The sequence below is a fragment of the Martelella endophytica genome (assembly GCF_000960975.1).
Classification (GTDB): domain Bacteria; phylum Pseudomonadota; class Alphaproteobacteria; order Rhizobiales; family Rhizobiaceae; genus Martelella; species Martelella endophytica.
The window spans coordinates 1859446-1877689 of the sequence record NZ_CP010803.1 but is presented as its reverse complement, the minus strand read 5'-3'; the positions used below and the strand labels follow the sequence as shown (position 1 = coordinate 1877689).

The 18244-nt window shown below is 62.7% G+C and carries 15 protein-coding genes; 3 read left to right on the top strand and 12 right to left on the bottom strand.

Translation table 11 applies throughout. The features are described 5' to 3' along the window. Nucleotides 1–48 precede the first annotated feature (48 nt). On the top strand, nt 49–1362 hold the full coding sequence (gene pglB / locus TM49_RS08505) for a polygalacturonase PglB (RefSeq protein WP_045680536.1): 1314 nt from the start codon (nt 49–51) through the stop codon (nt 1360–1362). 98 nt (nt 1363–1460) lie between these two features. Here pglB and eutC read toward each other — a convergent pair whose 3' ends face one another. The 10 genes from eutC to TM49_RS08455 form a co-directional block, all read right to left on the bottom strand. Next, on the bottom strand, nt 1461–2207 hold the full coding sequence (eutC, locus tag TM49_RS08500) for an ethanolamine ammonia-lyase subunit EutC (protein ID WP_045680535.1): 747 nt from the start codon (nt 2205–2207) through the stop codon (nt 1461–1463). After that, nucleotides 2204–3574 carry an ethanolamine ammonia-lyase subunit EutB gene (locus TM49_RS08495; protein ID WP_045680534.1) on the bottom strand — a complete coding sequence of 457 codons (1371 nt, stop codon included), beginning with the start codon at nt 3572–3574 and terminating at the stop codon, nt 2204–2206. Before TM49_RS08495 ends, eutC begins: the two co-directional genes overlap by 4 nt. Nucleotides 3575–3621: 47 nt before the next feature. Next, nucleotides 3622–4605, bottom strand: coding sequence for an ABC transporter ATP-binding protein (locus TM49_RS08490; RefSeq protein WP_045680533.1), 984 nt, complete (start codon nt 4603–4605; stop codon nt 3622–3624). Next, entirely contained in the window at nt 4602–5621 is a 1020-nt protein-coding gene (locus tag TM49_RS08485) for an ABC transporter ATP-binding protein (RefSeq protein WP_045680529.1), read from the bottom strand. Before TM49_RS08485 ends, TM49_RS08490 begins: the two co-directional genes overlap by 4 nt. Beyond that, entirely contained in the window at nt 5621–6592 is a 972-nt protein-coding gene (locus TM49_RS08480) for an ABC transporter permease (RefSeq protein WP_045680527.1), read from the bottom strand. The genes TM49_RS08485 and TM49_RS08480 overlap by 1 nt, the downstream gene beginning before the upstream one ends. 10 nt (nt 6593–6602) lie before the next feature. Next, nucleotides 6603–7625 (bottom strand): ABC transporter permease, encoded by a 1023-nt coding sequence (locus tag TM49_RS08475; protein ID WP_045680525.1) that lies wholly within the window; start codon nt 7623–7625, stop codon nt 6603–6605. 255 nt (nt 7626–7880) lie between these two features. Next, nucleotides 7881–9575 (bottom strand): ABC transporter substrate-binding protein, encoded by a 1695-nt coding sequence (locus TM49_RS08470; protein WP_045685006.1) that lies wholly within the window; start codon nt 9573–9575, stop codon nt 7881–7883. Nucleotides 9576–9615: 40 nt separating this feature from the next. Next, nucleotides 9616–10509, bottom strand: a complete 894-nt coding sequence (locus TM49_RS08465) for a proline iminopeptidase-family hydrolase (protein WP_045680523.1) — start codon at nt 10507–10509, stop codon at nt 9616–9618. Between the two features lie 21 nt (nt 10510–10530). Continuing rightward, nucleotides 10531–11109, bottom strand: a complete 579-nt coding sequence (locus TM49_RS08460) for an ANTAR domain-containing response regulator (protein WP_144409511.1) — start codon at nt 11107–11109, stop codon at nt 10531–10533. Then, the gene (locus TM49_RS08455) at nt 11106–12266 is read right to left on the bottom strand and encodes a transporter substrate-binding protein (protein WP_045680520.1); all 1161 of its coding nucleotides are present in this window, start codon (nt 12264–12266) and stop codon (nt 11106–11108) included. Before TM49_RS08455 ends, TM49_RS08460 begins: the two co-directional genes overlap by 4 nt. Nucleotides 12267–12667: 401 nt before the next feature. Between TM49_RS08455 and TM49_RS08450 the strand changes: the two genes are divergently transcribed. Then, a complete protein-coding gene (locus TM49_RS08450) occupies nt 12668–13645 on the top strand; it encodes a phosphotransferase enzyme family protein (RefSeq protein WP_045685005.1) in 978 nt (325 codons plus the stop codon). A gap of 11 nt (nt 13646–13656) precedes the next feature. Next, entirely contained in the window at nt 13657–14988 is a 1332-nt protein-coding gene (locus TM49_RS08445; RefSeq protein ID WP_045680518.1) for an aspartate aminotransferase family protein, read from the top strand. 190 nt (nt 14989–15178) lie between these two features. On the opposite strand, the gene lysS is transcribed toward TM49_RS08445, so the two are convergent. Beyond that, entirely contained in the window at nt 15179–16666 is a 1488-nt protein-coding gene (lysS, locus tag TM49_RS08440; protein ID WP_045680517.1) for a lysine--tRNA ligase, read from the bottom strand. Nucleotide 16667: 1 nt separating this feature from the next. Continuing rightward, entirely contained in the window at nt 16668–18134 is a 1467-nt protein-coding gene (gltX, locus tag TM49_RS08435) for a glutamate--tRNA ligase (protein WP_045680516.1), read from the bottom strand. Nucleotides 18135–18244 lie beyond the last annotated feature (110 nt).

Genomic DNA, 18244 nt, shown 5'->3' with positions numbered 1-18244 from the left:
GATCGACACACAAATTTCATAAAAATATTTTTATGAGGGAGGAAGAGATTGCGCGAAATCCGCATTCCGGCCGGCGACGGCGAAGCGACGTCCAGCATCCAGCAGGCAATCGACGCCGGCGGCTCCGTGATCGTCGTGCTCGAACCTGGCCGCCATCGCAGCGGCGGCCTGCGGCTGGCGCCCAATGTCGAGCTGCGGCTTGAAGACGGCGCCGAACTGCACTTCATTGCCGACTACGACGCCTATGCCGCGACCCGCGTCGCCGTGATCGCCGAGGATAGCGACCGGGCGATGATCGCTGCGGCCGGCGCCAGCAATATCGCCATCACCGGCAATGGCCGCATCGTCTGCGACGGCACCGCGTTTTCGACCGGAGACGACAACGAGATGGGAACCCGCATCCCGGCAAAGCTCCGGCCGCGGCTGCTGGTGCTGGATGGCTGCGAGGGCGTCCGGCTCTCCGGCATCACCGTCACCAACTCGGCGATGTGGACGCTGCATTTCGTCGATTGCGGCAATGTTGCAATCGAAAATATCCGTGTCGAAAACGACCTCAGAATGCCCAATACCGATGGCGTGGTCATCGACGGCTGCCGCGACGTCACCATTGCCGGCTGCGACATCGCAACCGCCGATGACGGCGTGGTGCTGAAGACCTCGATCCGCGCCGATGGTTCGATTTCCGGTGCCTGCGAGCGGATCACGGTGTCCGGCTGCCGGGTGCAGTCACGGTCCTGCGCGCTGAAGATCGGCACGGAATCCTTCGCCCCCTTCCGCGATATCGTGTTCGAGCACTGCGAGATCGTCGGCTCGAACCGCGGCCTCGGCATCTTTTCCCGCGATGGCGGCCCCGTGGAAAACGTGCGCTTTTCCGATATCCGGCTGGAATGCCAAGAGACACCCGCCGGCTTCTGGGGATCGGGCGAAGCGCTGACGATCAACCTCGTCGACCGCCGCCCGGAGACCCGCCCCGCCGGCACGGTTACCAACGTCACGGTCGAGAATATCAGCGGCAGCATGGAAGGCGCGATCAACCTCTACAGCGAACACAAGGGCGGCATAGCCGACATCACCATCCGCAACCTCGCCCTGTCGCAGAGGCCAGGGCAATATGGAACCGCGATTGCCTACGACCTGCGCCCCACCCCCGCCGATCTCGTGGTGGAGCCCGGCTCGACCGGACGCGCCAATGCCTGGCGCAAGGGGGCTGATGGCCGCGTGATCGGCATGATCGACTATCCGGGCGGCATGCCCGGCCTGTTTGCCCATAATGTCGAGGGTCTCACGCTGGAGAATGTCGCAATCGACCGTCCGGCACCGCTGCCGCCGGGGTTCAACACGAAGACAGTCGTCATCGACTAGAGCATCGGGCGAAAAAGTGGATACCGGTTTTTCGACAACCCGATGCGGCTAAAAAGGAAACCAGATCATCGGGCGATGCTAACTAATCGCCCGATGATCTAGTCTTCCAGCAGCGTCTGCGTGTCTTCCTTGAGATTGACGCCGGTGAGGCCACGCCGCACGGCCTCCCTGATCAGCCAGGCCGCCTTGTCGGCCGCAAGCGGCGGCTTCAGGCCGGCGGGGCGGATGTTGGAAATGCAGTTGCGCTCCGCATCGGACCGGCCGAGCTTCGGCGCGAAGGTCAGATAGGCGCCGAGACTGTCGACGGAGGAAAGCCCCGGTCGCTCACCAATGGCAACAAGGACGAGCCGGGCCTTCAGCAGCGCCCCGATCTCGTCGCCGATCGCAACCCGGCCGTTTTCGACGATGACCGCAGGTGCGATGGAAAATCCGGCTTTCGTCAGCCGTGGCAGCAGAGCCGAAAGAAAGGGAATGGCATTGGCCTCGATGGCTGTCGTCGATAGGCCATCGGCGACCACAATCGCAATATCGGCTGGCTCCACCTTCAGCGTCGCGATGCGTTCCGCATCCTCCGGCGCCAGTCGACGGCCATAATCCGGCCGTGTCAGATATTCGCGCCGATCGGCAACACGGCTTCGAGCCTTTACTGTCTCAAGCCCGAGCGCCTTGAGCCCCGCCTCCAGCGTATCGGCATCGAACGGCGCATGCACGGCATCACGCGCGCGGGCATGGGCCAGAGCAAAAGACAGCACTTCACGTGTCGGCAATGACGAACCGGAACGGCCAATGGCGATGCGGGCATCGGTGAACTTTTTCAGGGCTTCCCAGGGATCCGGCGCGCTCATGAGGCGATCCTCAGAAGCGCGTGGCCAGCGTCCTGGGGCAGCAGATGACCAGCGCCATCCGTGACCCTGACCTTTTCGAGCCACGCCTCGAACTCCGGTGCCCGTTTCAGCCCGAGCACGTCGCGCAGGTAAAGCTGGTCGTGGAAGGAGGTCGACTGGTAGTTCAGCATCACGTCGTCGGAGCCGGGAATGCCCATGATGAAGTTGATGCCAGCAGCACCCAGCAGCGTCAGCAGCGTGTCCATGTCATCCTGATCGGCCTCGGCATGGTTGGTATAGCAGATGTCGCAGCCCATCGGCAGACCGAGCAGCTTGCCGCAGAAATGATCCTCCAGCCCCGCGCGGATGATCTCTTTGCCGTCATAGAGATATTCGGGACCGATGAAGCCGACCACGGTGTTGACGAGGAGCGGCGAGAAGACGCGGGCCACGCCATAGGCCCGGGCCTCCAGCGTCTGCTGGTCGCAGCCGAAATGGGCATCTGCCGAAAGCGCGGAGCCCTGCCCGGTCTCGAAATACATCAGGTTCTCGCCGACCGTGCCGCGCTTGAGAGCAAGGCCGGCCTCATAGCCTTCCCGCAGCATTTCAAGCGAAATGCCGAACGAGGTATTGGCCTTCTCGGTCCCGGCAATCGACTGGAATACGAGATCGACAGGCAGGCCCCGGTTCGCCATCTCGATCGATGTCGTCACATGCGTCAGCACGCAGGCCTGCGTCGGGATTTCGTAGCGGTCGATAATGCCGGCGAGCATCTCGACCAGGTCGGAAAGCACGGCGACATTGTCGGAGGCCGGGTTGATGCCGATGACGGCGTCCCCCGTACCATAAAGCAGGCCATCGACGATCGAGGCGGCAATACCCATCCGGTCGTCGGAAGGATGGTTGGGCTGCAGCCGGACAGACATATGCCCCTCAAGTCCGAGCGTGTTGCGGAATTTCGTCACCACCCGGCATTTCTTCGCCGTCAGGATGAGGTCCTGATTGCGCATCAGCTTGGAGACGGCAGCGGCCATTTCCGGGGTGATGCCGGGGGCAAGCCGCGACAACGTGGCCCCATCGGCGGAGAGGAGAAAATCACGAAAATCACCAACCGTCAGATGCGCGATCTGCGCAAAGGCCACGGCATCGTGGCTGTCGATAATCAGCCTGGTAACCTCATCGTCCTCGTAAGGGATCAGCGCTTCGCTGAGAAACGTCTTCAGCGGCACCTCGGCAAGGCACATGCGGGCTGCTACACTCTCCTCGGCGCTCTCAGCAGCGATGCCGGCCAGCACGTCGCCGGAGCGCAGTGGCGTTGCCTTCGCCATCAGGCTTTTGAGGTTGTCAAAGCGCCACAGCGTGCCGCCGGCGGTGATGCTATAGCTCATGCGTTTATCCCTCGGCGTTTTCGGCCATGCTATTGAGGGTCTCCCCGTCAGGCAAGCGCGTCTTCAAGCGGATAATGGCAGGCAACCTGGCGCCCCTGGCCGGCATCGGCAAGCTTCGGCCGCTCGGCGCGACAGCGGTCGTCGGCGAAGGGGCATCGGGTAGAGAACTTGCAGCCCTTCGGCGGATCGAGCGGGCTCGGAATTTCGCCCTCCAGCAGAATGCGCTGCCGCTTGCCCCGGTTCGCCGCCTGCGGCACGGCCGACAGCAACGCCTGCGTATAGGGATGCTTCGGGCTGGTATAGAGGCGATCGGTCTCGCCGATCTCGACCAGAGAGCCGAGATACATCACCGCCACCCGGCTCGACACTTGCCGCACGACAGCAAGGTCATGGGCGATGAAGATATAGGTGAGGTTCAGCTTTTCCCTGAGTTCGGAGAACAGGTTGACGATCTGCGCCTGCACCGAGACATCGAGCGCCGACACCGGCTCGTCGGCAACGATCAGTTCCGGCTCGACGGCAAGCGCGCGGGCAATGCCGATGCGCTGACGCTGGCCGCCGGAGAATTCGTGCGGATAGCGATCGAGATGCTCGGCGCGAAGGCCGACGAGATCCATCAGTTCCTCCAGCCATTCATCGACGGCCCGGCCCTTGCGGATGCCATGAACGCGCACGGCATCGCCGACGATATCGCGGACCCGGCGCTTCGGGTTCAGCGAGGCGGAGGGATCCTGAAAGATCATCTGCATGCGCCGGCGCACCGGCAGGAGGCCGCGTTCGCCGGCCTTGGTGATGTCCTTTCCATCAAAAAGCAGGTTGCCCGAAGTCGGATCGTAAAGCCGCGTGATGCAGCGACCGAAGGTGGATTTTCCCGAACCGGATTCGCCGACAAGGCCCAGCGTTTCACCGGGTTGAACATCGATGGTGACATCCTCGACGGCATAAAGCGTGCGGCCGGAGCCGGGGCGCATCGTCTTGCCGACAGTGAAATGCTTGGTGAGGTCGCGGGTCGAAAGAAGGGGCGTGTTCATGCTGTAACCTCATGCGCCAGAACTTCGCGGCGAGCTGCTGCCCGCTCCTCCCCTTCCAGCACGCAGAGCGCCGTCTGGTCGCCGATGCGCTGGACAGGCGGCCGGCTGTTGCACGCCGGCCGCGCGAAGCGACAGCGCGGTGCGAAGCCGCAGCCCTCGGGAATGGCGCCGGGCGTCGGCGGCATGCCGGGAATGGATGGCAGGCGGGCGAGCTTCTCGCCGGAAAGCGGCGGGATCGAGGCCATCAGGCCCCAGCTATAGGGATGCATCGGATGATCGAAGACCTCGGCGGTCGTGCCCTTTTCGACCATGCGGCCGGCATACATGACGTGCACCCGGTCGGCGACCTCGGCGACCACGCCCATGTCGTGGGTGATGAGGATGATAGCCGAGCCGAACTCGTCGCGCAGCTTCAAGAGTAGGTCCAGCACCTGCGCCTGCACCGTCACGTCAAGCGCCGTCGTCGGCTCGTCGGCGACGAGAAGCGAAGGACTGCAGGACAGCGCCATGGCGATGACGGCGCGCTGGCGCATGCCGCCGGAAAGCTGGTGCGGATAGCGGTCCACCGCCTCGTTCGGGTTCGGCAGCCCAACGGAGGCGAGCAGCTCGACGGCCCGCGCGCGGGCGGCCCTCTTGGAGATGTTTTCGTGCGTGCGCACCTGCTCGGCGATCTGCCAGCCGATCGTGTAGACCGGCGTCAGCGCCGTCATCGGATCCTGCGAGATCAGGCCGATTTCCTTGCCGCGGATGCGGCGCAGTTCACGGTCGGGCATTTCGAGGATGCGCTTGCCCTTGAAGGAGACGGCGCCGTCCACAAAAGTCGTCTTCGGATCGTTGAGGCCAAGCAGCGACAATAGCGTCACCGATTTACCGGAGCCGGATTCACCGACGATCGACAGGATTTCGCCCTCATCGACACTGAAGGAGACATCGTCAATGGCCTTCACCCGGCCGCGATCGGAGGCAAAGGAGACCGAGAGGCCCTGAACATCGAGAAGTGGTGGTCTGGTTTCCATCAGTGTTCCCTCACCCGCGGATCGAGTACGACATAGAGAATATCGACAACGGCATTGGTGACGACGACGAAGAAGGACGCATACATGACGGTGGCAAGGATCATTGGCAGATCGAGGTTCAGCATCGCCTGATAGGTGAGCCGGCCGACGCCGTTCAGGCCGAACACGACCTCAGTCAGAAGCGCGGCACCGCCGACCAGAACGCCGAAATCGAGCCCGAACATGGTGACGAAGGGGATCATCGACATGCGCAGCGCATGGCGCAGCATCACCCGTGATGGGGAGAGCCCCTTGGCGCGGGCGGTGCGGATATAGTCCTCCTGATAGGCTTCAACGAGATTGGCACGCAGGACGCGGCCGTAAATGCCGATATAGAGGGCTGCGAGCGTGAACCACGGGATCACCAGCGTCTTGAACCAGAGCCAGGGACCGTCGAAGAACGGCTTGTAGCCAAGGCCCGGCACCCAGGAGAACAGCCAGGTATCGTGAAACCGGCTCTGCGAGACGAGGTTCATCAGCTCGCCCAGCCAGAACACCGGCATCGAGACACCGATGAGGGCGAGGATCATCAGCCCCTTGTCGATGATACTGTCGCGGGTCAGCGCCGCGATCACCCCGACGAAGATGGAGCCGAACACCCAGAGCACCGCCGCACCCGCGACAAGCGACAGCGTGATGGGGGCGGCGCGCATCACCTGCGGCACCACCGTCAGCCCGCGATTGACGAAGGAGGTCAGGTCGCGGGAGATGAAGAGCTTCTTCATCATGATGCCGTATTGCACCGGCAGCGGCTTGTCGAAGCCGAAATCCTTGCGGATCGCCTGCACCGTCTCCTGCGCGGCATTGCGGCCGGCGATGCGGGCGGCGGGGTCGGAGCCCGGCGTGGCGAAGAAGATCAGGAAGACCAGCGCGGAAATGCCGAAGAGCACGAAGACCATCTGGCCGAGACGCTGAAGGATGGCGAAGATCATGGGCTTTTCCTCAGCGCAGCTTGGTTCTGGGGTCGAGTGCGTCGCGCACGCTGTCGCCGAGCACATTCAGCGCCAGCACGGTCAGCACGATCGAGATGCCGGGGGCGAGCGCCACCATCGGCCGGGTGTAGAGCAGCCCCTGCCCGTCCTGAATGATCGTGCCCCAGCTCGCATCCGGCGGCTGGACGCCTATGGAGAGGAAGGAGAGCGCCGATTCCGTGACGATGTTGAGTGCCATCATGATGGGGATGTAGACGATCAGCGTCGTCGTCACATTCGGCAGGATGTCCTTGATCAGGATGCGCCAGCGCGGAATGCCGAGGCCTTTTGCGGCCAGCACGAATTCGCTTTCGCGGAGCGACAGCACCCGCCCGCGCACCGGCCGGGCGATATAGGGCACATAGATGATGCCGATAATGACGATCGGCAGGACGAGGCTGCCGGATGTGATTTCGAACGGACCAAGGACGATGGTCTGCGACAGCAGCACGATGGAGAGCGATATGGCCAGAAGATAGACCGGAAAGGCCCAGAGCACCTCGAGAATGCGCGACAGAACCATGTCCACCCAGCCGCCGAAGAAGCCCGCCGAAATGCCAATGGCCGCGGCGAGCACCAGACAGATTAGCGTCGCCGCCGAGGAAATCAGGAGCGAATTTCGTCCGCCGTAAAGCAGACGCGCTGCGACATCGCGGCCCTGATTGTCGGCGCCGAGCATGTATTGCGCGTGCCATGTCGGGCCAATGGGGGTGACGCCAAGGCCGAGACCAGTGGTCGAGGCCTGCATGATCTTTTCCGACTTGCCGTCGATCTCGATGCTGCCGGAAATATTCGATCGGAACGGATCGGTCTTGGCGACATATTGAGCGTAAAGCGGTGCGGCCAGACAGGCGAGCACGATGACCACCAGCAGAATGAACGCGCCGATCGCCGCCTTGTCGCGCGACAGGATCAGCCAGGCGCGGCGCATCGGGCTCTGCCCGGCGCGGCGGGCTGGTTTTGCCGTCGGTGCTGGTATCGTGGCGTCTGTCATGGGCACGGGTCTCGTGTTGGATATGGCAGGGCGAAGACGCCCTGCGATGTTTTTACAGATCAGCCATTTTACGGGCGTCATCCTCGGGCTTGACCCGAGGATCTAATCCCGCCGCTACTCTGGCTTAGTTGGCGTTTTGCGAGCATATCTCACCGTCATCCCTCACTCGAAACACCGCTCGCGACCGAAGGTGCTTGGATCCTCGGGTCAAGCCCGAGGATGACGCGCGTGTGAGGGAAGACGTTCGACAAGGAGTTACTGCACCCAGGACTGGTCGATGACCCAGCGGAACTGGTTGGAGAAGATGAAGTTGCCGACGCGCTTGGAGGTGAAGTCGACGTTCTTCGGGGTGAACAGCGGCGCAACGGGCGCCTGTTCCATGAACGCCTTGTCGACTTCCGCCCACAGCTTGTTGGCGCTTTCCGGATCGGTCACCGCCGTCTGCATCGCTTCCGCCATCTTGGCGTCGATATCCTCGTTGCAGTAGCCGGCAATGTTGATCGAGGCATCCGAGCCCGGCGTGAACGAGGCGCAGGAAAGCAGCACGTTCAGGAAGTTCGAGGCCTGCGGATAGTCCATGAACCACTGCGAGACCGAGATCTGCACGTTGTTGTCGGTGTTCTGGATGTAGGTGAACTGGATGTTCGGCGAGATCGCCTGCATCGTCGCATCATAACCGAGCTCCGACAGAACGCTCTGCAGATAGGTACCGACGGCGCGCGAGGTCGCGGTGTCCTCGGCAACAACCGTCACCTTCTGGCCAGCCGTACCGCTTTCCTCGACAAGCTGCTTGGCCTTGTCCATATCCGGCGCCGACCATGTCGTGCCCGGATCCTGAGTGTAGATGCAGTTGTCTTCATGGCCGGGGAAATCCGGCGGCAGGATCTGGCAGGTCGGCTGGGCAAGCACCTGGCCACCGTAGATATTCACCAGCGCATTGCGGTCGATGGCGTAATTTACCGCCTGACGGACCTTCACATTGTCGAAGGGCGCGAGGTTGGTGTTCATCGGCGCATACCAGAAGGCGGCCAGCGGATTGACATGCACCTGCTCGGCATACTGCGTGCCGAGTTCGTTCAGGCGATCGGCCGGCGGCGGATCGAACATCCAGTCGATCTGGCCGTTCTGGATGGCGTTGATCGCGGCTTCCTCGTTCATGCCGAAGCGGTAGATGATCTCATCCGGGAACCCCTGCGGCTGGGCGGCAACGCTCCACTCCTTGAACGCGGGATTGCGCTTCAGCACCATCTTGTCGTTCGGATCGTAGCTTTCGATCATGTAGGCGCCAGTGCCAGGAATATAGTTCGTACCGGAATCGGTCGCGGCGGTTTCGGCCGGCAGGATCGAGGCATGTGGCACGGCGAGCTTGTCGAAGAATTCCGAATCCGGCTGCATCAGGTGGAAGGTTATGGTGCCGGCGTCCTCGTCGGCAACGATCCCGCCCTCCAGCGTGCAGTTCTCGGCATCTTCGAGGCACTTATCGGCGCCGACGATGTTGTTGTAGAACGAGCCCGACGTCGGCCCGTGGATCTTGAAAATGCGCTGGAACGAGGCGACGACATCTTCCGCCGTCACATCGGAGCCATCGGCGAACTTGATGCCGTCGCGCAGCTTGAAGACATAGGTCTTGCCGCCGTCTTCCGGCTCCGGAATGGCTTCGGCGAGGTCCGGAACGATCTCGTAACCCTCGGCGCGCGAGGCCTGCTTGAACTTCACCAGCCCGTCATAGAGCATCTGGAACACCTGCCAGAACTCGGCGGTGTAGTTGACGTGCGGATCGATGGTGCCGGCGGCGGAGACGGCCGAAAGCGTCATCGTGCCGCCGCTGTGTTCTTCCAGAAGCGCGGCGCGATCCTGGGCGCCTGCCGATCCGGCAAGCGCGGTCTGGGCGAGGAGGCCAAGCGCGAGTGCCGCTCCGGCCTTGCGTAGATTTCGGTGCATGCGTGTCATTGCTGCTGTTCCTTTGTTTTCGTTCAGGGTTTCGGACCGGTCAGCCGGCCTTCTCATCAAGAAAAGCGACGACTGCGGCCATGCAGGCAGCCCGCTCTTCGACATGCGGCATGTGGGAGGAGTTGCCAAACACCGTCCAGCGGACGTCCGGGATCTCGTTCAGGAAGGGGGTGACGCAGGCCTGCGTCGCCTCGTCATGGCGACCGGAGACAAGATAGGTCGGCGCTGTAATCGCGTGCAGCTTGCCGACCACCGACCAGTCCTTCATCGTGCCGACGACGTGGAACTCATTCGGCCCGTTCATGGTGTGGTAGACAGTCGGATCGGCGTCGATCTGGTCGAAGGTGTGCTTGACCTCGGGCGGCATCGGCACGATGCGGCAGACGTGGTTCTGGTTGAACACATCGGTCGCCGCCTTGTATTCGGCGCTGTCGGTGGTGCCGGCCTGCTCGTGCTTCAGGAGCGTTTCGTGCACGCCGCCGGGGAGCGCCTTGCGCAGGCGGTTCGCCTCGGAAATCCAGGTCTCCATGGCGGCCGGCGAATTGGCAATCACCAGCGCCTTCAGACCGTCCGGCCTGTCGATCGCAAATTCCGAACCAAGCATGCCGCCCCAGGACTGGCCGAGAACGCAATAGGCGTCACGGATGCCGAGATGGTCGATGAGGTTGTGAAGCTCGGCCTTGAAGAAATCGACGGTCCAGAAGTCAGCGCCCTTTTCCGGCAGATGCGTCGACTTGCCGTTGCCGACCTGGTCATAGTGGATGACGGCACGGCCGCTCTCGGCCACATCCTTGTAGCTGTCGACATAGTCATGCGTGCAACCCGGCCCGCCATGGACGACGATCAACGGCGGCTTGCCGGATTTCAGATCGCCGGTGATCCGGTACCAGGTCTGGTACTCGCCATAGGGCGCAAAACCTTCCGTCACTGACACGTGCTGTTCTCCTTGTGCTTCTCACGCGCCGCGCTGGCGCTCGTTGTTGCAAATGGTTTCGGCGGCTTCCTCGATGGTCATGCGCCAGTTCATCGCGATCGAGCGCAGCGTCTTCATCGCCGCAGCCTCGTCGCGCGCGCCTTGTCGCATCAGCACGATCACCGCATGGACGACTGAGGGACGCTGGCTGAGCCGGTTCTCGAGCACGCGGATATCGTCGGATTTGGCCCGTACCGACTGAAAGGCATGGGCTGCCACAAGAAGCGCGCTGTAGACGCCGGTTGAACCGACGGGCTTCAGGAGATGCGCATTCGAGCCCTGACGGATCGCCCATTCGATGCGGCCCGGCGCCTCGGATCCGATCAGCGCGATCATCGGCATCGGCGCAAAGCCCGGCGGCCAGGGGAACTGTTCGTCATGGCCGCTGTCGGCATCGAAGAACACCACATCGGCCGCGGCATCTGCCTCATCGAGTTGAGGCCAGACGGCGCGGGCGGAGACGTTCAGCACCGCAAGCTGGCGCATCAGCGCATCGACCGAAGGGTGCGGGCGATGCAGGATGACGGCGTCCCAGAGCGCGAGATCGGGTCTTTCCATCATTTGACCACCCTCAGCGGTTCGGGCCGGGTGCGCTGGGCCAGAGCTTCGCGCGCTGCATCGCCGGCAAGATAGGGGTCGGCCGGCACAGGCCGGGCGCCGCTTGCAACGATATGAAAGCTGCCGTCGGCGCCGACGCGTGCGAGATGCGGGGTAAGATCCGCATGCTGGGTTGCCGGATCGACCGCGATCCTGCCGAGCGGCGTGTCGAAATGGCGGGCGGTGACGATTTCGCGCACGATACGCGGATCGTCCGAGCCGGCCTCGGCGATCGCCTGCGCAAGGATATGGACGGCGGAATAGACCGAGGCGAAGCACGACGAGATCGGCTTGCCCTTGCCCTGCCGTTCTGCCATCCGGGCGCGGAACGCAAGGTTTGCCGCCGTATCCAGCCCGTCGAAATAGGCTGAAGCCGTCAGGTGCCCTTCCGCCGCGGCGCCAACCACGGCGAGATCGGTTTCCGTCAGGTTGCAGGAAACCACCGGCCGCCGCTCGGGTCGGAAGTCTTCGTCCTCAAGGCCGAGCGCGTGATAGGCGCGCAGGAAGGCATGCAGGCTTTCGCCGACGAGATTGGATAGGATGAAATCGGGCTTCTTCGCTCGGATTTCCGCGATGATCTGCTCGCAGTTTACATTCCCGAGCGGCAGGTAACGTTCGCCGAGCACCGCACCGCCGCGCGCCTCGATGAGTTCGCGGGCGATCCGGGCAATTTCCCAGCCCCAGATATAGTTCGAGCCGACGATGAACGGCCGGCTGCCATGGTGCGGCAGGAGATGCGAAAACAGCGGCAGCAGGTGCTGGTTGGGAGAAGCGCCGAAATAGAGCGCATGATGACTGGCTTCGTAGCCCTCGTAGGGAAAGGCATACCACAGCAGGGCGGCGTGCCGCTCCACCACGGGGATGACCTCCTTGCGCGCAGACGAGGTGATCGTGCCGACGATGTGGCGGGCGCCATCCCTCAGCGCCTGATCGGCAAGCTGGGCGTAGCGCTGGTCCTGACCTTCCGGGTCAAGGAGCGTCGGCGTCAGCCGCACCCGCAGCTGCTCGTCCGCATTGACCTCGACCACCGCCGCCAAAGCGCCCGCCACGGCCTCGCGCCCAAGCGCGGCGTAGGTGCCGGAGGCCGAAAACAGCAAGGTGATGGGATAGGTCCCGGTCAAAATAACGCCCTGTCCGAAAACGAAAAACGCCCCGCCGCGCCCCCTCAATGGGGGCACCGAACGAGGCGCGATTGCCTTTGGCCGCTGTAGCCAGTTTGTATTTTCAGCCTATCCACCGTCCATATTTCAGTCAACAGAAAATAATGCTTATTATTTGACCACATCTGCCTAAAATATGGCACCTTCAACATTTATTCCCGGCTACCTTCGAAGCCCCACTCCGCAAAATCCGAAACGTCCACTTGATATTTATACGGGTAAACAGAAGCTTAAAGGTATTTTTCCGCACCCAAAGTGCCCTAGAGCCTATTGAAATACCCACATCGCCCTGTGTGGTTTCTGTTGCTATTTCCAACATTTTTATGTTGTAAATACAAAATCAGCAACAGACCGGAATGCCCATGCTCTACAATCAGGAATTTCTCGACCGGCTGGAAAACAGCATACGCGCGGCACTGCCGCAATGGGCCATGCCGGAAACGGCCAGCGTGCGTCTGCTGACCATCTCCGAAAACGCAACCTATCTGGCGGAAAACGGCGACACACGGATGATCATCCGCGTTCATCGTCCGGCCTATCACACCCGCGAACAGATCCTCTCCGAGCTTGCCTGGATCGAGGCGCTGAGACGCGACGGGGTGGTCGAGACGCCCGAACCGATCCCGACCGTCGACGGCGCCTTGCTGACCTCTTTCTCCGATGGCGACACCGAACGCTTCGCCGTAGCCTTCACCTATCTGAAGGGCAGCGAGCCGGATGCCGATGCCGAAGGCGCCAAATGGTATGGCAAGCTCGGCGAGATCAATGCCCGGCTTCATGCCCATGCGAAGATGTGGCAAAAGCCGGCCGGCTTCGATCGCAAGGTCTGGAATTTCGACACGATCCTGGGCGAACGCGCCTACTGGGGCGACTGGCGCGCAGCCATGGGCCTGACGGCCGATGGCAAGGCCATTCTGGAAAAGGTTCACACCCGTCTCGCTAGCAAGCTTGCGGCTTATGGTGAGGAGCCGGATCGCTTTGGCCTCGTCCATTGCGATATGCGCGCGGCCAATCTTCTCGTCGATGGCAACCGCCTTGCCGTGATCGACTTTGACGACTGCGGCATGAGCTGGTTTGCCTATGACTTCGCCGCCGCCATCAGCTTTCTCGAGGCCGACCCGGTCGCCCCGACGCTGCAGGATGCCTGGGTGGAGGGCTATCGCCGCGTCGCGCCGTTTAGCGCCAAGGACGAGGCGGCCCTTCCGATGTTCGTCATGCTGCGGCGCATGCAGCTCACCGCCTGGCTCGCCTCCCATTCCGAAACCCCGACGGCAGAAACGCTCGGCACCGGCTTTACCGATGGCACGGTGGCGCTTGCCGAACGCTACCTCTCCCGCTGAAGGACATGACAATGAGCAGCCATACCGGCATTCTCGCCCATAACCGTTTCGATCCCGACAAGGCCGGCGAACTCGATGTCGCCCTCGCCGAGCGCGTGAAGAAGCGCAACGCCACCTTCGGCCCGGCCTCCGTGCTGTTCTACGAGGAGCCGATCGAAGCCATTCGCGCCGAAGGTGCCTACATGATCGACGCCAAGGGCCGGCGTTACCTCGACACCTACAACAACGTGCCATCGGTCGGCCATTGCCATCCCCACGTGGCCGAAGCCGTCGCCCGGCAATCGGCGCTGCTGACCACCAACACCCGCTATCTGGTCCGCGTCGTCGAGGACTATTCCGAACGCCTGCTCGCGACCTTCCCCGCGCGCCTCTCCAACATCGTCTTCACCTGCACCGGCAGCGAGGCGAACGATATCGCCATGCGGATCGCTCGAAACGCCACCGGAAAGCAGGGCTTCGTCGTCACCGAAGCCGCCTATCACGGCAACACCGCGCTGGTGACGGAAATCTCGCCGGACGTCTCCCGCGACCGCAAGCCGGCGCCGTTCGTGCGGACCATCCCGGCCCCTTCGCTCTCGCAGGCACCCGGTGGAGATGTTGCGACAAGCTTTACCACGGCACTCAAGGCCGCGATCGCCGATCTCGAGGGGGAAGGCTATGGCTGCGCCGCCTTCATCGCGGATTCGATCTTTTCCAGCGACGGCATCCATGCCGATCCGGCAGGCTTCCTGAAGCCGGCGGTCGAGGCGGTGCATGCGGCAGGCGGGCTCTATATCGCCGACGAGGTGCAGCCCGGCATGGGTCGCACCGGCGGCGGTCTCTGGGGCTTCATGCGCCACGAAATCGAGCCCGATATCGTCACCATGGGCAAGCCGCTCGGCAATGGTTTCCCGATGGCCGCCTGCGTCACCCGGCCTGCTCTTCTCGGCGCCTTCTGCGCCGACACCAACTACTTCAACACCTTCGGCGGCAATCCGGTCGCAGCAGCCGCCGGCATGGCGGCGCTGGATGTGATCGAGAATGAGGGGCTGATCGAGAATGCCAGGCTGACGGGCGGTGCCTTCACCGATGCGCTGCGGAACCTGATGCCCCGCCATCCCCGCATCGGCGAGGTGCGCGGCGCCGGCCTGTTCTTCGGCGTCGATATCGTCGACCCCGAAACGGGTGCCGCCGACCAGCCCACCACCCGCAAGGTCATCAATCGCATGAAGGAAGCCGGCGTCCTCCTCGGTAGCGCCGGCCGCGACGCCAACACGCTGAAGGTTCGGCCGCCGCTGACGTTTACCGAAGCGCAGTCAGCGTTTTTTGTGGAGGCGCTGGATGGGGTGCTACAGCGGATTTGAGGCGGGGCGACAGGCCCCAACCCACGGCCATCAATCTCCCCCCTTGAGGGGGAGATGTCGCGAAAGCGACAGAGAGGGGTATCGGGCGAAAGCCACAAACTCCGAACCTGTGTCGAGAGGGTCCCCCCCCTCTCTGCCCCTGTCGGGGCCTCTCCCCCTCAAGGGGGGAGATTGAAAATTGCGGGCGCCCTCAGTCCTTCTGCCGGCGGGCCGGGAACAGAATGACGTCGCGGATCGAGGGACCGTTGGTCAGAAGCATGATCAGGCGGTCGATGCCGATGCCGAGGCCGCCGGCGGGCGGCATGCCGTGGTCCATGGCGTTGAGGAAATCATCGTCAAGCCGCTTGTCGGTCTCGCCGCGGGCATGGGCCTGTTCGAGCTGCTCCACCATGCGGCGGCGCTGCTCGACCGGATCGTTGAGCTCGGAAAACGCATTGCCGAGTTCCCAGCCGTTGACATAGGTCTCGAAACGCTCGACGAGGCGCGGCTCGCCCGGCACTTCCTTGGCAAACGGCGAGATGTCCTTCGGGAAGTGGGTAACGTGGGACGGCTGGATCAGCGTGGACTCGACCTTTTCCTCGAAGATGAAGGCGAGGCACTCGCCCCAGGTCCAGTCGTTCTCGATCTCGAAACCGGCACCCTTGGCCGCGGCGCGGGCGTCTTCGTCGGTCGCGATCGACAGAAAGTCGATGCCGGTCGCTTCCTTGACGGCGTCGGGCATCGGAACGCGCCTGAACGGGCCCTGGAAGTCGAGCTCGGTCTCACCGAACATCAGCTTCGTGCCGCCATGGAGCTTGATGGCCAGCGTCTCGAACATGCGTTCGACGATACCCATCATGTCCTCGTAATCGGCATAGGCCCAGTAGCACTCCATCATCGTGAATTCGGGATTGTGCCGGGTCGAAACGCCTTCGTTGCGGAAGTTGCGGTTGACCTCGAACACCTTGTCGGTGAGGCCCGAGACCAGCACGCGCTTCAGGTAGAGTTCGGGCGCGATCCTGAGATACATGTCGATGTCGAGCGCATTGTGATGCGTCTTGAACGGATCGGCCGTGGCACCGCCATAGATCGACTGCAGCATCGGCGTCTCGACTTCCATGAAGCCTTCGTCCTCGAGGAAACGGCGGACGCCGGAGAGCACCTGCGAGCGCTGGATGAAACGGAGCTTGGAATCCTCGTTGCTCATGATGTCGAGGTAGCGCTGGCGATAGCGCGTCTCGATATCGGCAAGCCCGTGATACTTCTCGGGCATCGGCTTCAGCGCCTTGGTGAGGATGGTGAGCTGCTGGGCGTTGATCGTCAGCTCGCCGCGCTTGGTGCGGCGCACGACGCCGGTGACGCCGACGATATCGGCGAGATCGACCAGCGACCACAGTTCGCGCACATCCTCGGGCGTCGTGTCCTTGTGCGAGAAGATCTGGATCTTGCCGGAGGCATCGCGCAGATCGACGAACATGCCGGAATTGCGCATCGAATAGACGCGGCCGGCGACGGTGACGACATCCTCGGTCGTCACGTCATCGGGCAGATCGGCATAGCGCTCGGCCAGTTCGGCATTGGTCATCGTGCGATGAAAATGCGCCGGATAGACGTCGCCGATCTTCTCGCGCAGGATTTCAAGCTTCTGGGCGCGGACTTCCGTTGCGTCGGAGGAGAGTTCTTCTGTCTTCTTGTTCATCTTACTTCTTTGCCTCTTCTGCGACCATGCCTGCAACGACGGTCTCGGCCGTCTTCAGCCGCTGGCGGACAACGGCACGGCCGAGAATGGCCATCGAGTCAAACAGCGGCAGCGAGCGCGACGAGCCGGACATGGCCACGAACAGCGGCGCAACGACGATGCGCAGCTTCTTGTCCATATCCTCGGAAAGCTGGCGCAGCGCTTCCTCGATGGTGGTGACGTTCCACTCGACCAGCTTTTCCAGCACCGGCTGGACGGCCTGCAGGATCTCCAGGATTTCCGCCGGATTGGTCTTCTTGATCTTCGCGAAGGCTTCGGCCTCCGGAACCATGTCCGACTGCAGCAGGAAGCCCATCAGCGCCGGCAGTTCGCCGAGCTTGGTGATACGGCTCTGGGAAAGCTTCAGCCCTTCCTTCAGCCGCGCATTCTCGGACGCCCAGGCGGCGACACGCAGGATGAAATCCTCTTCCGACAGCGTCTCGCGCAGGAAGCGGCCGTTCAGCCATTCAAGCTTCTGCGTGTCGAACACGGCGCCCGACTTGTTGAGATTGTCGGCGTCGAACTTCTCGATGAGCGTCGGCATATCCATCAGCTCTTCGCCCTCGGCGATCTGGATAAAGAACAGGCCGAGGAAGTTCATCAGCGCTTCCGGCAGGTAGCCGAGGGCCGAGTAATAGGAGATCGAGGTCGGGTTTTTCCGTTTGGAAAGCTTCGACTTGTCGGGGTTGCGCATCAGCGGCAGATGGAAGAACTGCGGCGGCTCGAGCCCCAGATATGTATAGAGCAGGATGTGCTTCGGCACCGAGGCGAGCCACTCCTCGCCGCGCGCCACATGGGTGATCTTCATCATGTGGTCGTCGACGACGTTCGCCATGTGGTAGGTCGGCATGCCGTCGGCCTTCAGCAGCACCTGCATGTCGACAGCATCCCACGGGATTTCGACATCGCCGTAAACGCCGTCGGTGAACTTGCAGGAACCTTCGGTCGGGATCTTCATGCGCACGACATTGGGTTCGCCGGAATTGATGCGCTCGGTAACCTCTTCGGCCTTCAGATGCATGCAGAGCCCGTCATACTTCGGCGCCCTGCCCTCGGCGCGCTGGCCGGCGCGCATGCGTTCCAGCCGCTCCGGCGTGCAGAAGCAATGGAAGGCATGGCCTTCTTCGACCAGACGGTCGACATAGGGCTTGTAGAGGTCCTTGCGGTCGGACTGACGATAGGGGCCGTAGGGGCCGCCGACATCCGGACCTTCGGCCCATTCCAGCCCGCACCATTTCAGCGCGTCGAGCACGTTCTTCTCGAATTCGGGGGTCGAGCGCGTGGCGTCGGTATCCTCGATGCGGAGAATGAATGTGCCGCCCATCTTCTTGGCGTAAAGATAGTTGAACAGCGCGGTATAGGCGGTGCCGACATGCGGCTCGCCGGTCGGAGATGGCGCGATGCGCAGGCGGGGGCCGGTTGTGCTCATTGTTTTTGTCCGTCCTGCCGGCCGGGCCGGCAGTCTTTCTCTGGAAAATGCTGAATTGCCCGGGCCGCTATGCTCCCTGCCGGAAGGCGGCCCTTTCAGGCCAGCCTTAG